Below are 18,304 nucleotides of genomic sequence, written 5' to 3'. Positions count from 1 at the left end.
GGGTTGTCGGTGGCCGCTGCGACCATGGACACATGTTCGAAGACGAGCTGGCCAAAGTGGAGGAGTCCTTCCGGGGACTGGGGCAGATCCGTGAGCGCGCGGGGGCGCAGGCGGGCAGGGCCGACGAGCAGACGCTGACGCGGATGCTCCAGGCGACCGAGCGCCTCAGACGGGCAGCCGACGCGCTCGAGCTGACCTTGCTGGGCCACGCATCGCGGTTCGGTGAAGAGGTCGGCGAGGACCACGTCTACCGCCCGGTCCGCCTGCCGGAGGGAGAGGTCGCCGAGTTCGCCGTCGACGCGCTCGGTCTCGCCCTCGGGGCAGGTGCGGGGGAGGCGGGGCGACGGTGCGACCTGTCGGCACGCGCCATCACCGACCTGCGGCGCCTCGCCGACCTGGTGGCGGATGGGCGCATGCGGGAGCGGTCCCTCGAGGTCGTCGCCAAGGAGACCCGCGAGGCGGGCCCCGACGCGGTGGCAGCGGTCGTGGACCACCTGCTCGACCCCCTTCGTGGCCGGCCCGGCAGCACCCGCGCCACGGGCCTCGACGAGCGGGAGCTGCGCAAGGCGACTCGCCGCATCCTCCAGCGGGTCGAGCCGGAGCTCCTCGCCGACCGTGCCCGGCGCAACCGGCGCAATGCACTGTACGTCGCCTTCAGCGAAGGCCCCGTCGGTTGCACCGACCTGCACGCCACCCTCCCTGCCGAGACCGCACTCGCGCTCAAGGAGGCGATCGACGCGGTCGCCAAGCAGCTGCGCCAGGCCGACCCCACCCTCGCCGCCGGTGCGTCCCGGGCCCAGGGCCTGGCCGATCTCGCCCTGCGTGGCGTCGAGGTCACCCCGCACGTTCGCCTCGGGCTGCCGATCATCACCTCGGCCGCGTCGCGGCTCTCGTTCGCCCCCTACGCAGGGGGCGAAGGTCGACCGGCTGCCGGTGACGCCGCCCACGCCCTCCACGGACCGACCGCCGTCGAAGGGCGCTTCGTCACCGGCGAAGGACCTGACGCCGTGGACGTCGTACCGGAGGAGTGGGCCGGCAACGCGATCACCGCGCAGGTGGCCGCCGGTCCCGGCCCCGACGGCCAGCGCACGTGGGTCAGCGGCTGCGACATCCCGGGGGTCGGCTTCATCCCCGCCGACGTCGTCGCCGCGCTCACCACGCACCTCGACACCACCGTCTCCCGGGCGCTCGTCGACGCCCGCACCGGCGTCCTCGTCGAGACCTCCGACCCCCGCTACGTCGTGCCACGCGCGATGCGTGACTTCGTCACCACCCGCGACGGCACCTGTCGCATGTGGGGCTGCACCCGCCGCGTCGCCCGCGGCGCCGAGCAGGCGGCCGACCTCGACCACGCCCTCCCGTACCCGCAGGGGGCCACCAGCCCCGCCAACCTCTCCGGGCTCTGCCGGCACCACCACCGGGTCAAGCACTCACCGCGCTGGACCCACACCCTCCACGAGGACGGCCGGGCCGAGTGGACGAGCCCGGCGGGGGTGCCCGCCAGCACCTTCCCCGCCCACTGGGTGCATTCCCTCGACGAAGGGGAGGTGCACGTCAGCGCATGGGCGGCCGGTGAGCCGACGCTCGGCCCTGATGACGGGGGTCAGCTCGTCGTTGCACCGGCTTTGCCCCCCGTGGAGGGGGCGAAGGGGGGGAGGGGAGGAGCTGGTGGCGCCAGCGGTGGAGTGCGGCCCGGTGCCCTTCTGAGAGAGACGAGATCGGTCACGAGCCCGAGCCAACCCACCTTGACTCGGCACGACGCTACGTTGGCCCCATGCCACGGCTGATCCCCGAAGACCCGCCCTTCACGACGGACTCCGAGCGGCACGTGTGGGAGGGGCTGCGCGACTCCCTTCGTCCCCAGGACGTGCTCCTCGCCAACTACCGCCTCACCGACCTCACCAAGGACCACGAGGCCGACCTCGTCGTCGTCATGCCCGACGTCGGTGTCGTCGTCGTGGAGGTCAAGGGCAACGGGACCCGCATCGACGACGGCCAGTGGACGATCAAGCGCCGCGGCGCACGACAACCCATCGACCCGGTCGGGCAGGTCCGGGACACGAAGTACGCCATCCGCCAGTACGTCGAGACCGACCCCCGCTGGGCCGACTCGTCCCGACGTCGGATCCGCTTCGCCCACGCCGTCGTCACCCCCTTCGTCAGCCTCGGGCTGGACTTCGACCTGCCGGACTGCCCGCGCTGGATGATCCACGACCGTGGCGACATGGCGACCCTCGCCGAGCGCCTCGCCGACATCCCGCTCGGCTTCGAGACCCACACCGCCGTGCCGAGCCTCGACGACTGCGAGGTGATCGTCGACATCCTCACCGCGCGGGGCAGGGGCGTTGCCCCGACGGTCGTCGACGAGGCCGACGAACGCCAGGCGCGGGCCGACCACCTCACCCAGGAGCAGTCCCTCGTCCTCGACGTCACCCGCCTGCTGCGCCGCATCGAGATCCGCGGCGGCGCCGGCAGCGGCAAGACCGTGCTCGCCCTCACCCAGGCCAAGCAGCTGTCCGCAGGTCAGCGAGGCCGCACACCCGAACGGGTCGCCCTCCTGTGCTACTCCATCGGCCTCGCGACGTACTTCAAGCGCGAGGTCGCGACCTGGCCCCGCCGCCAGCGGCCCTCCTTCGTCGGCACCTTCGAAGAGCTCGGCAACCTCTGGGGCGTGCCCTCCGGGACCCGCGACGACCCGAACTACTGGGAGGAGACCTTCCCCCGACTCATGGCCGGCCGGGCCGCCGAGCTGCCGCCGGGGGAGCGGTACGACAGCTTCGTCGTCGACGAGGCGCAGGACTTCGCCGAGTCGTGGTGGCGGCCGATCATCGGTGCGCTCACCGACGAGAGCGACGGCGGGCTCTTCCTCTACTCCGACGAAAACCAGCGCCTCTTCAACCGCTTCGGCCGGCCTCCGGTCCCGCTCGTGCCGCTCGTCCTCGACCACAACCTGCGCAACACCAAGCAGATCGCCGCCGCCTTCCGACCGCTGGCGCCGCTGCGGATGCGCCTCGAGGGCGGTGACGGCCCGCAGGTGGAGCTCGTCCACGCCACGTCGCGGGAGGCCCTGACCCTCGCCGACGACCAGGTCGACGTCCTGCTCGACGAAGGGTGGGACCCCCAGCACGTCGCCCTGCTCACCACCGGCGCACGACACCCCGTGCAGGCGGAGCGGCAGGAGGAGTACGGGCAGCGCGGGTACTGGGACACCTTCTGGGACAACGACGACGTCTTCTACGGGCACGTGCTCGGGGCGAAGGGGATGGAACGTCGCGCCGTCGTGCTGTGCATCAACGAGTCGGGGACCCGCGAGCGTTTTCGCGAGCGCCTCTACGTCGGGCTGTCGCGCGCGACCGACCGACTCGTCGTCGTCGGGGACCTCGATGTGATCCGGCTCGCGGGCGAGGAGGTGGCTCGGGCGCTCGCCGACGCAGGTAGCATCTCCGGCGAGACACAGGGGGCATCATGACCGAACACGCGCCGGGCTGGTACGAGCACGACGGCGAGCGACGCTACTGGGACGGCACCCGGTGGACGCACTCGACGTCTGCGCCGCCGCCGACGTCGACACCGTCGCCCACCTCCGCGTCTGCGTCGCCGACGACCGGTGCCGCGACCCCGGCCAGCCCGCCGCCCCCGCCGAGCAGTCAGGTGGTGCCCTACACCGCACCCACCCACGGGCAGGCACCTCCTCCCGGTGCGGGGCAGGCCCCCTTCGGCCAGCAGTCCTACTCGCAGCAGCCCTACCCCCAGCCGCCGCACGTCGGCCCGGCCGGCGCGATGCCCGCGCCCCGCAAGGACCCGGCGATCTCGCTGATCCTGTCCCTCTTCATCCCCGGCGTCGGGTCGATGGTCAACGGTGACGTCGGCGCAGGCGTGGGGTTCCTCGGCCTCTACATCTTCGGGCTCGTTCTGGTCATCTGCCTCGGCTGGATCCTCATCGGCTTCATCGGGCTGCCGCTCATGGTGGTCGCCTGGGGCTGGGGCATGTACCACGCGTACCAGGGCGCGGTGGAGCTCAATCGCCGCAACGGGTACCAGTCCTGAGTCCGAAGAGCAACAACTGGGGAGTTCTCCCCATGTCCACAGGGTTGAGCGCAGGTACGCTGGGCTCGCACACAGAGATCGCATACGAGAGATACGGAGAGGGCCTGCGATGAGCAACTGGGCTGCCGGTTGGTATCAGGACCCTGACAATCAGGGGCAGATTCGTTACTGGGACGGCAATGGCTGGACCGAGCACCGTCAGGCGACGCCCGACGGCTTCGCTGCCGACCAGCCGGGTCCCGACTCCTCGGGCACGGGGACGCGTCAGGACACCGTCGGGTCCACGAGCGAGGTCGACGAGGCCACGCGTGTGCGTCCCAACGCCGACCGGTCCTCCGAGACCGAGGCGATCTCCACCGACAGCACCAGCTACGGTGCCGCCGCGGGTGCCGCCGGCGGCTACGGTGCCTCCTCCTACGGTCAGGACCAGGGCTACGGCCAGTCCTCCTACGGTCAGGACCAGAGCGGCTACGGCCAGCAGGGCGGGTACGACCAGCCCTCCGCCTATGGCCAGCAGCAGGGCTACGGCCAGCAGGGCGGGTACGACCAGTCCTCCGCCTATGGCCAGCAGCAGGGCTACGGCCAGCAGCAGTACGGCCAGGGCGGTGCGCCGGGCTCCAAGAGCAAGGTGCCGCTGATCGCCGGTCTCGGTGTCCTCGGCCTGATCCTCCTGCTCGTCCTGGGCTTCCTCGGCCTCAAGCTCATCGGTGGTAGCGACGACGAGCCCACCGCGCAGCCGTCGACGACCTCCCAGCCGACCGACTCGACCCCGACGGACTCCTCGTCCACGGACTCGACGCCGACCGACTCCTCGTCGAGCGACTCGTCCACGACCGACTCGAGCCCGACGGACTCGTCCTCGAGCGACTCCGGCCCGGTCTCCAGCGTGACCAAGGGCCGTGCCGCCAAGTGGGGCACCACCTACAAGGGCAGCGGCCACAGCGTCGTCAACGTCCCCGGTGGCGACGGCGCCGGCCTCATGGAGTTCACCTACGACGGTCAGAAGTACGACAGCCTGAGCATCAAGGGCCTGGACTTCAACGACAAGAACTCCGAGTACATCCTCACGTCGAGCGACGCGGCCAAGGGCACGGTGGCGTACAACCTCACCGGCTACAACACGAGCACGACGAAGATCGAGATGGACACCAAGGGCTCGTGGACCGTGAAGTTCACGAAGATCGACAAGGCCCCGACCTTCGGCTCGACCGAGAAGGGTGACGGCTCCAAGGTCTTCAAGTGGGACGGCAAGAAGTCCGACATCGCGGTCAAGTACACGCAGCCGAAGGACTCCTTCATCGGCAACATCAAGGTCGAGGCCGTCGGTGCCTCCGACTACCCGGACCGCCTGATCAGCGAGTACGACAGCTACGACGGCACCACCACGGTCCAGGAGGGCACGAAGTACATCGTCGTCCAGGCCGCGGGTGACTGGGAGATCAAGAAGAAGTAAGGTCCCCCGCCGCACGCACGAAGGCGCCGCTCCCGATGGGGGCGGCGCCTTCGTCGTGTCGAAGGGGGAGGCCTCAGCACTCGATGACGTTGACGGCCAGACCGCCGCGAGCGGTCTCCTTGTACTTGACCTTCATGTCCCGACCGGTCTCGCGCATCGTCTTGACGACCTTGTCGAGCGAGACGACGTGCGAGCCGTCGCCGCGCAGCGCGGTGCGGGCCGCGGTGATCGCCTTGACCGAGGCGACGGCATTGCGCTCGATGCACGGGATCTGCACGAGCCCGCCCACGGGGTCGCAGGTCAGGCCGAGGTTGTGCTCCATGCCGATCTCCGCGGCATTTTCGACCTGGGCGGGGGAGCCGCCAAGCACCGCGGCCATCGCGCCGGCCGCCATCGAGCAGGCCGAGCCGACCTCGCCCTGGCAGCCGACCTCGGCGCCCGAGATCGAGGCATTTTCCTTGTAGATGACGCCGATCGCCGCCGCGGTGAGCAGGAAGCGGCAGATGCCGTCCTCGTCCGCGCCCGGCACGAAGTCGACGTAGTAGCGCAGCACGGCCGGGATGATGCCGGCCGCTCCGTTGGTCGGTGCGGTGACGACCCGGCCGCCAGCGGCATTTTCCTCGTTGACGGCCAGGGCGTAGAGGCACAGCCAGTCCATGCCGCGCAGCGGGTCGCTGCTGCTGCCCTCGGCCCGCAGCCGCTGGTGGAGCTGGGGCGCGCGCCGGCGCACCTTGAGGCCGCCGGGCAGGACCCCTTCGGTGCGGGTGCCGTTGTCGATGCACTCCTGCATGACCGACCAGATGTGCAGCAGCTCCTGGCGCACCTCGTCCTCGGTGCGCCACGACAGCTCGTTGTCGAGCATGACCTGGGCGATCGACAGGCCGGTCTCCCGGCAGATGGCGAGCAGCTGGTCGCCGGTGGTGAAGGGGTGGGCGACGGGCGTCGTGTCGGCGACGATCTTCGTCGAGCCCGAGGCGTCCTCGCCGACGACGAAGCCGCCGCCGACGGAGTAGTAGGTGTGCGCGCTGATCGGCTCCTGCGCGTCGCCCCACGCCGTGAAGGTCATGCCGTTGGGGTGCAGGGGCAGCGCCTTGCGCCGGTGCAGCACGAGGTCGTCGTCCTCATGGAAGTCGATCTCGTGCTCGCCGAGCAGGCTCACCCGGTGCGAGGAGCGGATCTGCTGCAGCCGACCGGCCACCGAGCGGGGGTCGCAGACCTCCGGGCGCTCACCGGACAGGCCGAGCAGGACCGCGGTGTTGGAGCCGTGCCCGTGACCGGTCGCTCCGAGCGAACCGAAGAGCTCGGCCTTGACCCGACGCACCTGCGGCAGGACCCCTTCGTCACGCAGACCCTCGACGAACATCACGGCGGCCCGCATCGGGCCGACGGTGTGGGAGCTCGACGGGCCGATGCCGATCGAAAACAGGTCGAAGACGCTCAGTGCCACGGGTGGCTCTCCTGGGGTGCTCGTGGGTGGGGCACGGACGGCTCGACGCGGGTGGTGGGGCGCCGTGCCGTGGCTCACACTACCCACCGCGTCGACTGCGCCGGGCCGCTGTGGAAAACCTCGCGGCGGGCTGCGCCGACCCGGCCACACTGCAGGGCATGAGCTTCGACGACCTGCCCCGTGACTGGCCCACCCGACCCCTGACCGACCCGACGATCGCCCGCGACGTCGTCGATCTCGTCGTGCGCGAGAGCGACCGCGAGAGTGGCTCGCTGACGATCGTGCTGTGCGACGAGACCTGCCGCATGATCCAGCCGATCACGATCGGCGAGCTCGGCGGTACCGACCTGCCACCGAGCGAGCGGCGCCGCCCCTTCGACCTCGTCGTCGGTGGCCTCGTCGAGCGTCTCGGCGGCCTCGTCGTCGCGATCGGCCGGCCCCACGGCCTCGAGCCCGACGACGAGGCACGGGCCTGGCACGAGGCGGCGATCGCCTCCTGCCGCGAGCTCGACGTGCCACTGCTCGCGACCTACCTGGCGACCGATCGCGCCGTCGTCGAGATGCCGGTGTGGGACGGGCTGGCGATCGCCGGCTGACCGCCCGACCCCCGCCTCACTCGTTCGCGGACCGAGCGAGCAGTTCGTCGACCTGGGCGACCACCTCCGCGCCGATCGCCCGGGCGAAGCCCTCCGGGTCCTCGTGGGCCGCGGGGGACTCCTCGACGATGACGTCGACGAGCCCGTCCTCGCGCATGTGTCGGGCGCCGACCCGCTGGCGGGCGGCGAGCAGAGCGGCGTGCTCGGTGTCCTTGAAGACGATGGCACTCGCCCCCTCCGGCGGCAGCGGCGACAGCCAGGCATTGCCGGCGGCGACGACCCGCTGCGCGGGCAGCAGCGCCAGCGCGCCCCCCGCCGGTGCCCTCGCCGAGGAGCACGGACACGCTCGGTACGTCGAGCGCCGTCATGTCGGCGATGCACCGGGCGATCTCCCCGGCGAGCGCGCCCTCCTCCGCCCGGGGGGAGAGGTCGGCGCCGGGGGTGTCGATGACCGTCACGAGGGGCAGGCCGAGCTCGCGGGCCATCCGCATGCCGCGACGTGCCTCACGCAGCGCGGCCGGTCCCATCGACTCGGCGACCTGGTAGCGGCGGTCCTGGCCGACGAGCACGCACGGCCGCGAGCCGAAGGAGGCCAGGGCGAGCATGACCCCCTTGTCCGACTCGCCGTAGCCCGTGCCGTTGAGCGGGATGACGTCGTCGGCGGCGTGCCGCAGCAGCTCCCGCACACCGGGGCGGTCCCCCCCTTCGGGTCGTCTCGATGGCCCCCCCAGACCGCGGCGACCTCCTCCTCGTCCGGCTCCGGCCGCGAGACGAAGGGAGCGATCCGCCACGCCGGGTGCTCGGTCGGGTCGGCGTGCCGATGGGTCGTCGCCGACAGCATCGTCAGGGCGCGCGCCGCGATGCCGGCCAGCTCCTCGAGCGGGACGACGGCGTCGACGATGCCCTTGTCGACGAGGTTTTCGGCGACTTGGACGCCCTCCGGGAAGGGGACGCCGTTGACCGTCTCGTAGACGACCGGGCCGAGGAAGCCGATGAGCGCCCCGGGCTCGGCGATCGTCATGTGCGCCAGCGACCCCCACGAGGCGAAGACGCCGCCGGTCGTCGGGTGCCGCAGGTAGGCGAGGTAGGGCAGGCCGGCCGCCTTGTGCGCCACGACCGCGGCCGAGATGTCGACCATCGTCATGAAGGCCGGGGTGCCCTCCTGCATCCGCGTACCACCGCTGGCGGTCGCCGCGATGAGCGGCAGCCGCTCGGTCGTCGCACGCCGGACCGCCGAGACGATCCGGCCCGCGGCCGCCCGTCCGATCGACCCGCCGAGGAAGCGGAACTCGCCGACGATGAGGGCGACGTCGTGACCCTGGATCCGGGCCCGTCCGGTGAGGATCGACTCGTCGGTGCCGGCGCGCTCGGCCGCGGCCGCCATCGCCGACCGGTAGGTGTCGTCGAGGCCGGAGGTGTCGATCGGCTCGTCCCACGTGACGAAGCTGTCCGGGTCGACGACCGCGTCGATGAGCTGCTGGGCACCAGGGCGCTGGGGACTCATGGCAGTGATGGTGCCACCCACGAGGGTGGGTAACCTTGCCCGGTGCTTGTGCCCCTGACCACTGCCGTGATGGTCGCCGTCGCCGCCCTCGGGCTCGTGGCCCTGATCTACCTCGCGCTCGACCGCCCCGTCGACGACGGGCTCCTGCTCGTCGCGGCGCTCGTCGAGCTGGGTCTGCTCGTGCTCGCCGTGACGACGGCGGTCGTCCACGGCCGCGTCACCGGGACGGGGGAGGGCGCGACGATGCTCGCCTACGCCCTGACCCTCCCGATCATCCCGCCGGTCGTCGTCTTCATCGCCCTCAAGGAAAAGACCCGCTGGGCCATGGGCGTCGTCATCGCCGGTGCCTTCACCGTCGGGGTCATGACCTACCGCATCCTCCAGATCTGGCAGACCAGTGGCCCCGCCTGAGGTCAGCACCGGCACCGGGCCCGGCCGGGTCGTCGTCGCCGTCTACGGAGTGCTCGCGCTCGCCGCGACCGGGCGCTCGATCCTGCAGATCACCCAGTACTTCGACCGGGCCCCGCTCGCCTACGTGCTGTCGGCGTGCGCCGCCCTCATCTACGTCGTCGCGACCATCGCCCTGGCGAAGGGGGGACCCTCCGGTGCCCGCGTGGCCACCGGCGCGATCCTCGTCGAAGCCGTCGGCGTCGTCACCGTCGGGACCCTGTCCTTCGTGCGGCCCGAGCTCTTCCCCGACAAGACCGTCTGGTCCCACTACGGGTCCGGCTACGGCTACCTGCCGCTCGTCCTCCCCTTCGTCGGGCTGTGGTGGCTCCACCGGGTGCGCGCCCGCTAGGTGAGACGGAGGCTGGTGCGCGCCAGCCCTTTTCCTATCATCGCAGCAGGTCTTGAGCGCCAGCGCGAAGCCCCGGCTCGCTGGCCGGCAACCCTCCTCCGCGGTGGGGTGCCCCGGGAGACGACCTGGTCCGCGACGTCCGTCGCGGTCAAGCGCGCACTCAAGGAGCAGACATGTCCGACCCCTCCATCTGGAGCTTCGAGACCCAGCAGATCCACGCCGGCCAGGCGCCCGACCCGACGACTGGTTCGCGGGCGCTGCCGATCCACGCGACGACCTCCTACGCCTTCAAGGACACCGAGCAGGCGGCGAACCTCTTCGCGCTCAAGGAATTCGGCAACATCTACACGCGCATCATGAACCCCACCCAGGACGCGGTGGAGCAGAAGATCGCCGCCCTCGAGGGTGGCGTCGGCGCGCTGCTCACGGCGTCGGGCATGTCCGCGACGCACCTCGCCCTGGTCAACATCGCCGAGGCGGGTGACCACATCGTCGCCAGCGCCGCGCTCTACGGCGGCACGATCAACCTGCTGAAGTTCACCCTGCCGAAGTTCGGCATCGAGGTCTCCTTCGTCGAGGACCCGAGCGACCTCGAGCAGTGGCGCGCGGCGGTCAAGCCCAACACCAAGGCCTTCTTCGGCGAGACGATCGGCAACCCCAAGCCGGTCGTGCTCGACATCGCCGGCATCGCCGAGGTCGCCCACGAGGCCGGGGTGCCGCTCGTCGTCGACAACACGATCGCCACGCCTTACGTGCTGCGCCCCCTCGAGCACGGTGCGGACGTCGTCGTCCACTCGGCGACGAAGTACCTCGGCGGCCACGGCACCGCGATCGCCGGCGTCATCGTCGACGGCGGGGCCTTCGACTACGCGGCCGACCCGGAGAAGTTCCCCAACTACAACCAGCCCGACCCGAGCTACCACGGGCTGCGCTTCGGCCCCGACCTCGGCGTCAACGGCGCGCTCGGGGCCAACCTGTCCTTCATCCTCAAGGCACGCGTGCAGCTGCTGCGCGACATCGGCCCGGCGATCTCGCCCTTCAACGCCTTCCTCATCGGGCAGGGCATCGAGACGCTCAGCCTGCGCATCGAGCGGCACCTCGACAACACCCGCAAGGTCGTCGACTTCCTCTCCGGCCACGCGCAGGTCGAGGCGGTCAACTGGGCGTCCATCGAGGGCTCGGCGAGCTTCGAGCAGGCGCAGCGCTACACGCCGAAGGGGGCCGGTGCCGTCATCTCCTTCGAGATCGCCGGCGGCCTCGAGGCAGGCAAGAAGTTTGTCGAGGGGCTCACCCTGCACAGCCACCTGGCCAACATCGGTGACGTGCGCTCGCTCGTCATCCACCCGGCCTCGACGACCCACTCGCAGGGTCCGGAGGAGGACCGGCTCGCCGCCGGCGTCACCCCCGGCCTCGTCCGTCTGGCGGTCGGTCTCGAGAGCATCGAGGACATCGTCGCCGACCTCGAGCAGGGCTTCGCCGCCGCGAAGTGATCTTCGGTCCCTGAGGAGGCGAGGAACCTCGGTCCCTGAGGAGGCGAGGAACCTCGGTCCCTGAGGAGGCGAGGAACCTCGGTCCCTGAGGAGGTGAGGAACGAGCCGTCTCGAAGGGCCATCTCGAAGGGCGCACCGAGGGGCCTGTGGAGAACTCCACGGGCCCCTCGGCGTTTTTTCCTAGCGTGTGGGGCATGGGCGGACAACGCATCTCCATCGACAGCGAGGGCATCGCGGGGCTGGGTCGACAACTGACGGCGATCGCCGACTACCTCGAAGAGAAGGCGGCCAAGGCCAACAACGAGGCGGTCGAGACCTTCGGCTTCCCGAGCTGGACCGGCACCCAGGCCTACGAGGCGGCCATCGGTGACTACGAGCGCCGGCGCAAGCAGGCCTGCACGCAGCTGCGTGCGCTCGCGCGCCTCGCCCAGGACGCCGGGTCCTGGTACGTCGAGACCGAGGACCTCGTCGACGAGCGCAACCGGGGGGGTCCTCTGATGGCGCTCGAGGACCCGGGGACGATCGAGGAGGGCGACCCCGCCGTCATCCGCGCCGAGGCCGACGAGCTCAAGACCGTAGCGGCCAACATCCACACCGTCGTCAACCTGCTGCGCACCGTCTCGACGAAGGGGGTGTGGGACTCGTGCTCGGGGACGATGTTCGAGCGGGAGGTCGGCACGACGCCGAGCGACCTCGTCGCCACCGCCAACCGGCTGAGCGGTGCCGAGCGGATCATCCGCCCCTACGCCGACCGGCTCGAGGAGAGCCAGGCGACCCTCAAGCGGCTCCGGGGGCGCTACGACACCAACACCGCCACCGCGCAGGCCCGCAAGGAGCGCCTGGCGACGATGACGCCGGAGGACCCGGAGTACGTGACGGTCGAGCGGGAGTACCGGGCCGCCGCCAACTCGCGGGAGATGAACCGGCGCGGCTTCGCCCGTGAGGCCGACGCCGCGGCGGCCGACGAGCACGCCGTTGCCGCGAGCCTGGCCGTCGTGGGGTCGGACCTGTCGGACGAGCGGCTCTACAACACCTTCGAGCAGTCGAGCCGGGTCGGGACGAGCTCGCTCGCCACCAACCCGGTCTCAGGCTTCGTCAAGCCCATGGGCGTCCTGGCCGCGGGCGATCCGATCGGCAGGTTCGGCCGCCGGGCCGTGTACGGCGAGGGCAGCTACTCCGACGTCGGCAAGAGCACCTATCTCGCGGCCGTCGACACGATGATCCCGCTGAGCCGGCAGATCAAGACCGGGCGGCGCATCAAGGCCGCCGACCGGGCGGCGGAGCTGCGCAGCATCCGGGCCGCCGACAAGTCGACCAACCCCATCGCCCACCGGCGTATCGGAGCGGATGCCAAGAGCTGGGCGAAGCACAAGGCGGCCACGTCGAAGGTGCGGGGGAGGCACAAGGCGACCGACTGGGCCAGGGAGACCTCCGGCATCAACTTGGCCGACGACTTCGCGACCGACTGGGCAGCCGTCGCCGGGTCGGGCCACGTCCGCAAGGGCGGCGTCATCGTCACCTACGGCGTCCGCAAGACCAACCACACCGTCTCCCGGGTCGAGTCGGGGATCTCCACCGGGCAGTCCATCGACGCCGCGGCCGACAAGGTGACCGAGTCCCCGTCGGAGCGGCAGGAACGTGAGGCGGCCGCCGAGCGAAGGGAGGAGGCGCAGAGGTCGCGACGGGCGGGGGCGATCGACGACCTCACCGGGTCGCACCTGGTCTCACCGGTGCCGTAGGGGAGGATCAAAAAAGGCGTTGCCGCGCCCTTCGCCCCGGTGCGAGCGTGACCTCATGACGAGCGACATCGCGATCACCCGCATCGACCCTGCCGACGAGAGCCAGGTCGAGGCCCTGCTCGAGCTCGACACCCTCGTCTGGGCCGACAGCGCGCGCCGACCGCGCGAGGCACAGCTGCGCGACACCCCGCAGCGAGCGGGCTTCGTCGCCACCCGCGGGGGGAGAGCCTGCGGGCACCGCCGGGTCCTGGGACGTCGAGGTCTCCGTGCCGGCTGCGGGAGGCGAGGGGGCCTCCCTTCGTCCCGCGGAGGGGCTGACGTGGATCGGGGTGCACCCCGACCACCGGCGGCGCGGGGTGCTCACCGCCGTCATGGGCCACCACCTGCGGTGGACCCGCGACGAGCAGGGACGCTCGCTGTCCGTGCTCAAGGCGTCGGAGCACATGATCTACGGTCGCTTCGGCTACGGGGTGGCGAGCACGGTGCTGCGCTCGAGCTTCGGGCGGGGCACGAACTTCGCCGCGCCGCCGCAGGTGAGGGAGCTCGCCGACGCGACGACCCTGCAGACCACGACGGCGGGCCCCGACCAGGCGGACCGGTGGCACGACCTCGCCCGAGCGGCCGCCACCACCGGTGCTGGGCAGGTCGTGCGCAGCCGCGAGGACTGCGCCCGCCTGCTCTACGACAGTCCCGAGAGCCGCGGCGACCGCGAGCCCGCGCGCCTGCTGTGGGCGACCCGCGACGGTCGCGACGTCGGCGCCGCGTACTTCCACCGCACGCCGCGCTGGTCCGACGGACGACCCGAGGGGGAGGTCGGCGTCTTCTTCCTCCTCTCCACCGACGTCGGAGCCCGGCTGGCGCTCGCCGACCGGCTCGTCGACCTCGACCTCATGGGCAGCACCGTCTACTGGGTGACCCTCGACGACCCGCTCGTCACGTGGCTGCCCTCGCCGCGTGCCCTCGGCGGAGGCGGACCGAGCGACTGCCTCTGGCTGCGCATCGTCGACCTGCCGACCGCCGTCACCGAGCGCGGCCACGCCGCCGACCTCGACGTCGTCGTCGAGGTCGGCGACCCGACCCTGCCCGAGCAGGCCGGTCGTTGGCGCTGGACGGCCACGCGCGGTGGCGTCGGGGCGCTCGAGCGCACGGAGGCAGCCGCCGACGTCACGCTCGACATCGGTGACCTCGGGGCCGTGTGGCTCGGCGGTCAGACCATCGCGGCCCGCGCCGCCGCCGGCTACGTCACGGGTGACCCGGCCGCGGTCGCCGCGCTCGACGCCGCGCTGCGCACGCCGGTCGGGCCGGTGACGACGATCGACTTCTGACCTTCGGGATGGCGCCCTTCGAGACGGTCGCCGGGCGACCGCCCACGCGGGGCGTGGGACCCACTCAGGGGCCGTGGATATCCTGACTGTCATGCCTGACTCCGCCCTGCGTGCACCCGTCGCGGCGGAGGACCTGCACTACAACGAGGAACTGCCGGTCGTCGCGCGCAAGGACGACATCGCCGAGGCGATGCGCGAGCACCAGGTCGTCATCGTCGCGGGGGAGACGGGGTCGGGCAAGACGACCCAGCTGCCCAAGATCGCCCTCGAGATCGGGCGCGGTCGTGCCGGCCAGATCGGCCACACCCAGCCGCGTCGGATCGCCGCGCGCTCGGTCGCCGAGCGGATCGCGCAGGAGATGCAGGTCGAGCTCGGCGGGCTCGTCGGCTACCAGGTCCGCTTCGCCGACCACAGCAGCGACGGCACGGCGGTCAAGGTGATGACCGACGGCATCCTGCTCAACGAGATGCAGCGCGACCGTGACCTGCGCCGCTACGACACGATCATCATCGACGAGGCCCACGAGCGCTCGCTCAACATCGACTTCATCCTCGGCTACCTCAAGCAGCTGCTGCCGCGTCGCCCCGACCTCAAGGTCGTCATCACCTCGGCGACGATCGACCCGGAGCGCTTCGCGGAGCACTTCAGCGACGAGATGGGCGAGCCCGCACCGATCATCGAGGTCTCCGGCCGCACCTACCCCGTGGAGGTGCGCTACCGGCCCCTCGGCGAGGACGACGACGATGACGGCGACCAGGTGACCGGCATCTGCCGGGCCGTCGAGGAGCTGTGGACCGAGCCCGAGTCCGGCGGCCCGCGCGATGCCCTCGTCTTCCTCTCCGGCGAGCGCGAGATCCGCGACGCCCAGGAGGCCCTGTCGGGGATGCAGCTGCCCGACACCGAGATCATCCCGCTCTACGCACGCCTGTCCGCCGCCGAGCAGCACCGGGTCTTCGCGCCCCACTCCGGGCGACGGATCGTGCTGTCGACCAACGTCGCCGAGACCTCGCTGACCGTGCCCGGCATCCGCTACGTCATCGACACCGGCACCGCGCGCATCTCCCGGTACAGCCAGCGGACCAAGGTGCAGCGCCTGCCGATCGAGCGCATCTCGCAGGCCTCGGCCAACCAGCGCGCCGGTCGCTGCGGACGCGTCGCCGAGGGCGTGTGCATCCGCCTCTACAGCGAGGAGGACTTCGCGGCACGAGCGGAGTTCACCGATCCCGAGATCCTGCGCACCAACCTCGCCAGCGTCATCCTCCAGATGACCTCCCTCGGTCTGGGCGACATCGCGCGCTTCCCCTTCATCGAGCCGCCGGACTCCCGTCAGATCACCGACGGTGTCCGTCTGCTGCAGGAGCTGCAGGCCTTCGACACGGAGACCCGGGCGAAGGGGGCCCGTCGCCTCACCCCGACCGGCAAGACCCTCGCCCGCCTGCCCGTCGACCCACGTCTCGGGCGCATGCTCATCGAGGCCGACCGGCTCGGCTGCACCACCGAGGTCCTCGTCATCGTCGCCGCCATGTCGATCCAGGACCCCCGCGAGCGGCCCACCGAGCAGCGCGCGCAGGCCGACCAGCAGCACGCCCGATTTCGCCAGGAGGGGTCCGACTTCGCGAGCTGGTGGAACCTGTGGGTCTACCTCAAGGACCAGCAGAAGGCCTTGTCCGGCAGCGCATTCCGCCGCATGTGCAAGCGGGAGTACATCCACTTCCTGCGCACCCGCGAGTGGCAGGACCTGCACAGCCAGCTCGTCCGCGCCGCCAAGCAGCACAAGATCGACACCCGGCAGCGCACGTCCGCGCCCGACGCCGAGCCGGACTGGGACCGGGTCCACCAGGCCCTGCTCACCGGGCTGCTCAGCCACATCGGCCTGCGCGACGAGGACAAGCGCGACTACCTCGGTGCCCGGGGTGCCCGCTTCTCGATCCAGCCGGGCACGACGAACTTCAAGCGGCAACCCCCCTTCGTCATGGCGGGGGAGCTCGTCGAGACCAGTCGGCTCTGGGCCCGCTCGTCGGCCCGCATCGACCCCGTGTGGGCCGAGCGCGCCGGCGCCCACCTCGTCAAGCGGACCTACTCGGAGCCGCGCTGGAGCAAGAAGGCCGCCTCCGTCATGGCGACCGAGCGGGTCACCCTCTTCGGCGTGCCGCTCGTCGTCGGGCGCCCCGTCTCCTACGGCAAGATCGACCCCGTCGCCAGCCGTGAGCTCTTCATCCGGCACGCCCTCGTCGAGGGGGAGTGGGACGCTCACCACGACTTCCTCGCTGCCAACCGCAAGCTCGTCCGGCGCCTCGAGCAGCTCGAGGAGCGGGCCCGGCGACGTGACCTGCTCGTCGACGACGAGGACGTCGTCGCCTTCTACGACGAGCGGATCCCTGCCGAGGTCGTCTCCGGCGCCCACTTCGACAGCTGGTGGAAGTCCGCCCGTCGTGAGCAGCCCGACCTGCTCACGCTGACCGAGGACCTGCTCACCCGCGACGACGCCGAGGCGGTGAGCGGTCGCGACTACCCGCGCCGCTGGCGCACCGACGGGCTCGAGCTCGCCGTGACCTACCAGTTCGAGCCCGGCTCCGAGGACGACGGCGTCACCGTCCACGTGCCCGTGCAGGTGCTCAACCGGCTGACCGCCGACGGCTTCGACTGGCAGGTCCCCGGGCTGCGGGCCGACCTCGTCACCGCGCTCATCAAGTCACTGCCCAAGGCGACCCGCCGCCACCTCGTCCCCGCCCCCGACCACGCGCGGGCCGCGCTCGCCGAGCTCGACCCCGATGCCGGCACGTCGATCACCGCACAGCTGTCGACCGTGCTCGGCCGCCGCGGCGGCATCCGCATCGACGAGGGGGAGTGGGACTGGACCAAGGTCCCCGACCACCTGCGCATCACCTTCGCCGTCGAGGACTCCCGGCGTCGCCGCCTCGGCCGCGGCAAGGACCTCGAGGCCCTGCGTGAGGAGCTCGCCGGCCACGTCCAGCACGGCATGTCCCGGGCCGGGGCCTCCATCGAGCGCACCGGCCTGACGACCTGGGACCTCGACGACCTGCCCGAGACCTTCACGACGAAGTCCGGCAAGCACACCGTCGTCGGGTACCCCGCCCTCGTCGACGAAGGGAGCAGCGTCGCCGTCCGCGTCCTGCCCGACGAGCAGCAGGCGCTCGGTGCCCACCGCGCCGGCGTGCGCCGGCTCCTCCTGCTCGGGACGGCCCCGCCGTGGAAGCGGGTGCTCGCCCGCCTGACGAATGCGCAGAAGCTGGCGCTCGCCGACAACCCGCACGGCTCCGTCCCCGCCCTGCTCGACGACGCCCTCGCTGCCGCCGTCGACGACATCGTCAGCCAGCACGTCACCGGCCCGGTCCGCTCGCGGGCAGCCTTCGACGAGGCGCTCGCCGCCACCCGCACCCACGTCGCCCAGCGGGTGCTCACGGTGGTTGCCGAGGTCGAGCCGGTGCTCGCGCAGCGCACCGAGGTCCTCGCCCTCCTCGACCGGATGACCGCGCCCGCGGTCGCGGTGACCGTCGCCGACGTGCGCGCCCAGCTCGACGGCCTCCTGCGACCGGGCTTCGTCGCCGACACCGGTCTGGCCCGCCTGCCCGACCTGCGGCGCTACCTGCGCGGGATCTCCCTTCGTCTGGAGCGGGCCGCGGACAACCCGCGCCGCGACGCCGGCCACCAGGAGAGCATCGACGCCGTCGAAGGCGCCTACGCCGACCTGCTCGACGCGCTGCCACCGCTGCGCCGCAGGTCCCCGGACGTCGTCGCCATCGGGTGGATGATCGAGGAGCTGCGCATCTCGCTCTTCGCGCAGTCGATCGGCACCGCGCAGTCGGTCTCCGCCAAGCGGGTGCGGGCGGCCATCGCGGCCGTGCCGACCTGAGGGGGGAATGGCCACGGCGGAAGCGTCGTT

At 71.6% G+C, this 18,304-nt stretch carries 13 protein-coding genes, 2 pseudogenes and 1 riboswitch; of the genes and pseudogenes, 11 read left to right on the top strand and 4 right to left on the bottom strand.

The window, feature by feature from the left end; translation table 11 throughout:
• Nucleotides 1–32 precede the first annotated feature (32 nt).
• The 4 genes from B277_RS03880 to B277_RS15740 all read left to right on the top strand — a co-directional run bounded on the left by B277_RS03880 (nucleotide 33) and on the right by B277_RS15740 (nucleotide 5,500).
• On the top strand, nucleotides 33–1,787 hold the full coding sequence (locus tag B277_RS03880; RefSeq protein ID WP_007925391.1) for an HNH endonuclease signature motif containing protein: 1,755 nt from the start codon (nucleotides 33–35) through the stop codon (nucleotides 1,785–1,787).
• Nucleotides 1,775–3,469, top strand: a complete 1,695-nt coding sequence (locus tag B277_RS03875) for an NERD domain-containing protein (protein WP_007925390.1) — start codon at nucleotides 1,775–1,777, stop codon at nucleotides 3,467–3,469. The genes B277_RS03880 and B277_RS03875 overlap by 13 nt, the downstream gene beginning before the upstream one ends.
• On the top strand, nucleotides 3,466–4,047 hold the full coding sequence (locus B277_RS15745) for a DUF2510 domain-containing protein (RefSeq protein ID WP_007925388.1): 582 nt from the start codon (nucleotides 3,466–3,468) through the stop codon (nucleotides 4,045–4,047). The genes B277_RS03875 and B277_RS15745 overlap by 4 nt, the downstream gene beginning before the upstream one ends.
• Before the next feature lie 109 nt (nucleotides 4,048–4,156).
• Nucleotides 4,157–5,500, top strand: a complete 1,344-nt coding sequence (locus B277_RS15740; RefSeq protein WP_007925380.1) for a DUF2510 domain-containing protein — start codon at nucleotides 4,157–4,159, stop codon at nucleotides 5,498–5,500.
• A 73-nt stretch (nucleotides 5,501–5,573) separates the two neighbouring features.
• Here B277_RS15740 and B277_RS03860 read toward each other — a convergent pair whose 3' ends face one another.
• The gene (locus tag B277_RS03860) at nucleotides 5,574–6,947 is read right to left on the bottom strand and encodes an L-serine ammonia-lyase (protein WP_007925378.1); all 1,374 of its coding nucleotides are present in this window, start codon (nucleotides 6,945–6,947) and stop codon (nucleotides 5,574–5,576) included.
• A 158-nt stretch (nucleotides 6,948–7,105) separates the two neighbouring features.
• Between B277_RS03860 and B277_RS03855 the strand changes: the two genes are divergently transcribed.
• Nucleotides 7,106–7,543 (top strand): hypothetical protein, encoded by a 438-nt coding sequence (locus tag B277_RS03855; protein WP_128276841.1) that lies wholly within the window; start codon nucleotides 7,106–7,108, stop codon nucleotides 7,541–7,543.
• A 16-nt stretch (nucleotides 7,544–7,559) separates the two neighbouring features.
• Here B277_RS03855 and B277_RS20195 read toward each other — a convergent pair whose 3' ends face one another.
• The 3 genes and pseudogenes from B277_RS20195 to B277_RS20185 form a co-directional block, all read right to left on the bottom strand.
• The gene (locus B277_RS20195) at nucleotides 7,560–7,847 is read right to left on the bottom strand and encodes a hypothetical protein (protein ID WP_420795262.1); all 288 of its coding nucleotides are present in this window, start codon (nucleotides 7,845–7,847) and stop codon (nucleotides 7,560–7,562) included.
• Nucleotides 7,848–7,881: 34 nt separating this feature from the next.
• Nucleotides 7,882–8,229, bottom strand: a pseudogene (locus tag B277_RS20190) (carboxyl transferase domain-containing protein); the annotation flags it as partial.
• A gap of 275 nt (nucleotides 8,230–8,504) precedes the next feature.
• A pseudogene (locus B277_RS20185) lies at nucleotides 8,505–9,047 on the bottom strand (carboxyl transferase domain-containing protein); the annotation flags it as partial.
• Between the two features lie 42 nt (nucleotides 9,048–9,089).
• Here B277_RS20185 and B277_RS03845 point away from each other — a divergent pair.
• From B277_RS03845 to hrpA, 6 genes are all read left to right on the top strand, one after another.
• Nucleotides 9,090–9,458, top strand: coding sequence for a hypothetical protein (locus B277_RS03845; RefSeq protein ID WP_040880715.1), 369 nt, complete (start codon nucleotides 9,090–9,092; stop codon nucleotides 9,456–9,458).
• Nucleotides 9,445–9,846: a hypothetical protein gene (locus B277_RS03840; protein ID WP_007925370.1), complete on the top strand. Its 402-nt coding sequence runs from the start codon at nucleotides 9,445–9,447 to the stop codon at nucleotides 9,844–9,846. Before B277_RS03845 ends, B277_RS03840 begins: the two co-directional genes overlap by 14 nt.
• Nucleotides 9,847–9,894: 48 nt before the next feature.
• Nucleotides 9,895–10,007: riboswitch (SAM riboswitch) on the top strand.
• Nucleotides 10,008–10,019: 12 nt separating this feature from the next.
• Nucleotides 10,020–11,336: a bifunctional o-acetylhomoserine/o-acetylserine sulfhydrylase gene (locus B277_RS03835; RefSeq protein WP_007925360.1), complete on the top strand. Its 1,317-nt coding sequence runs from the start codon at nucleotides 10,020–10,022 to the stop codon at nucleotides 11,334–11,336.
• A 194-nt stretch (nucleotides 11,337–11,530) separates the two neighbouring features.
• Entirely contained in the window at nucleotides 11,531–13,075 is a 1,545-nt protein-coding gene (locus B277_RS03830; RefSeq protein WP_007925359.1) for a hypothetical protein, read from the top strand.
• Nucleotides 13,076–13,164: 89 nt separating this feature from the next.
• Nucleotides 13,165–14,400, top strand: coding sequence for a GNAT family N-acetyltransferase (locus B277_RS03825; protein WP_476625114.1), 1,236 nt, complete (start codon nucleotides 13,165–13,167; stop codon nucleotides 14,398–14,400).
• A gap of 91 nt (nucleotides 14,401–14,491) precedes the next feature.
• Complete coding sequence (hrpA, locus tag B277_RS03820) at nucleotides 14,492–18,274, top strand: ATP-dependent RNA helicase HrpA (protein WP_007925355.1); 3,783 nt, start codon at nucleotides 14,492–14,494, stop codon at nucleotides 18,272–18,274.
• The last annotated feature ends 30 nt before the right edge of the window (nucleotides 18,275–18,304 follow it).

This window comes from Janibacter hoylei PVAS-1 (genome assembly GCF_000297495.1).
Taxonomy (GTDB): domain Bacteria; phylum Actinomycetota; class Actinomycetes; order Actinomycetales; family Dermatophilaceae; genus Janibacter; species Janibacter hoylei.
The sequence above is the reverse complement of the archived record's forward strand: the minus strand, read 5'-3'. Positions and strand labels throughout refer to the sequence as shown.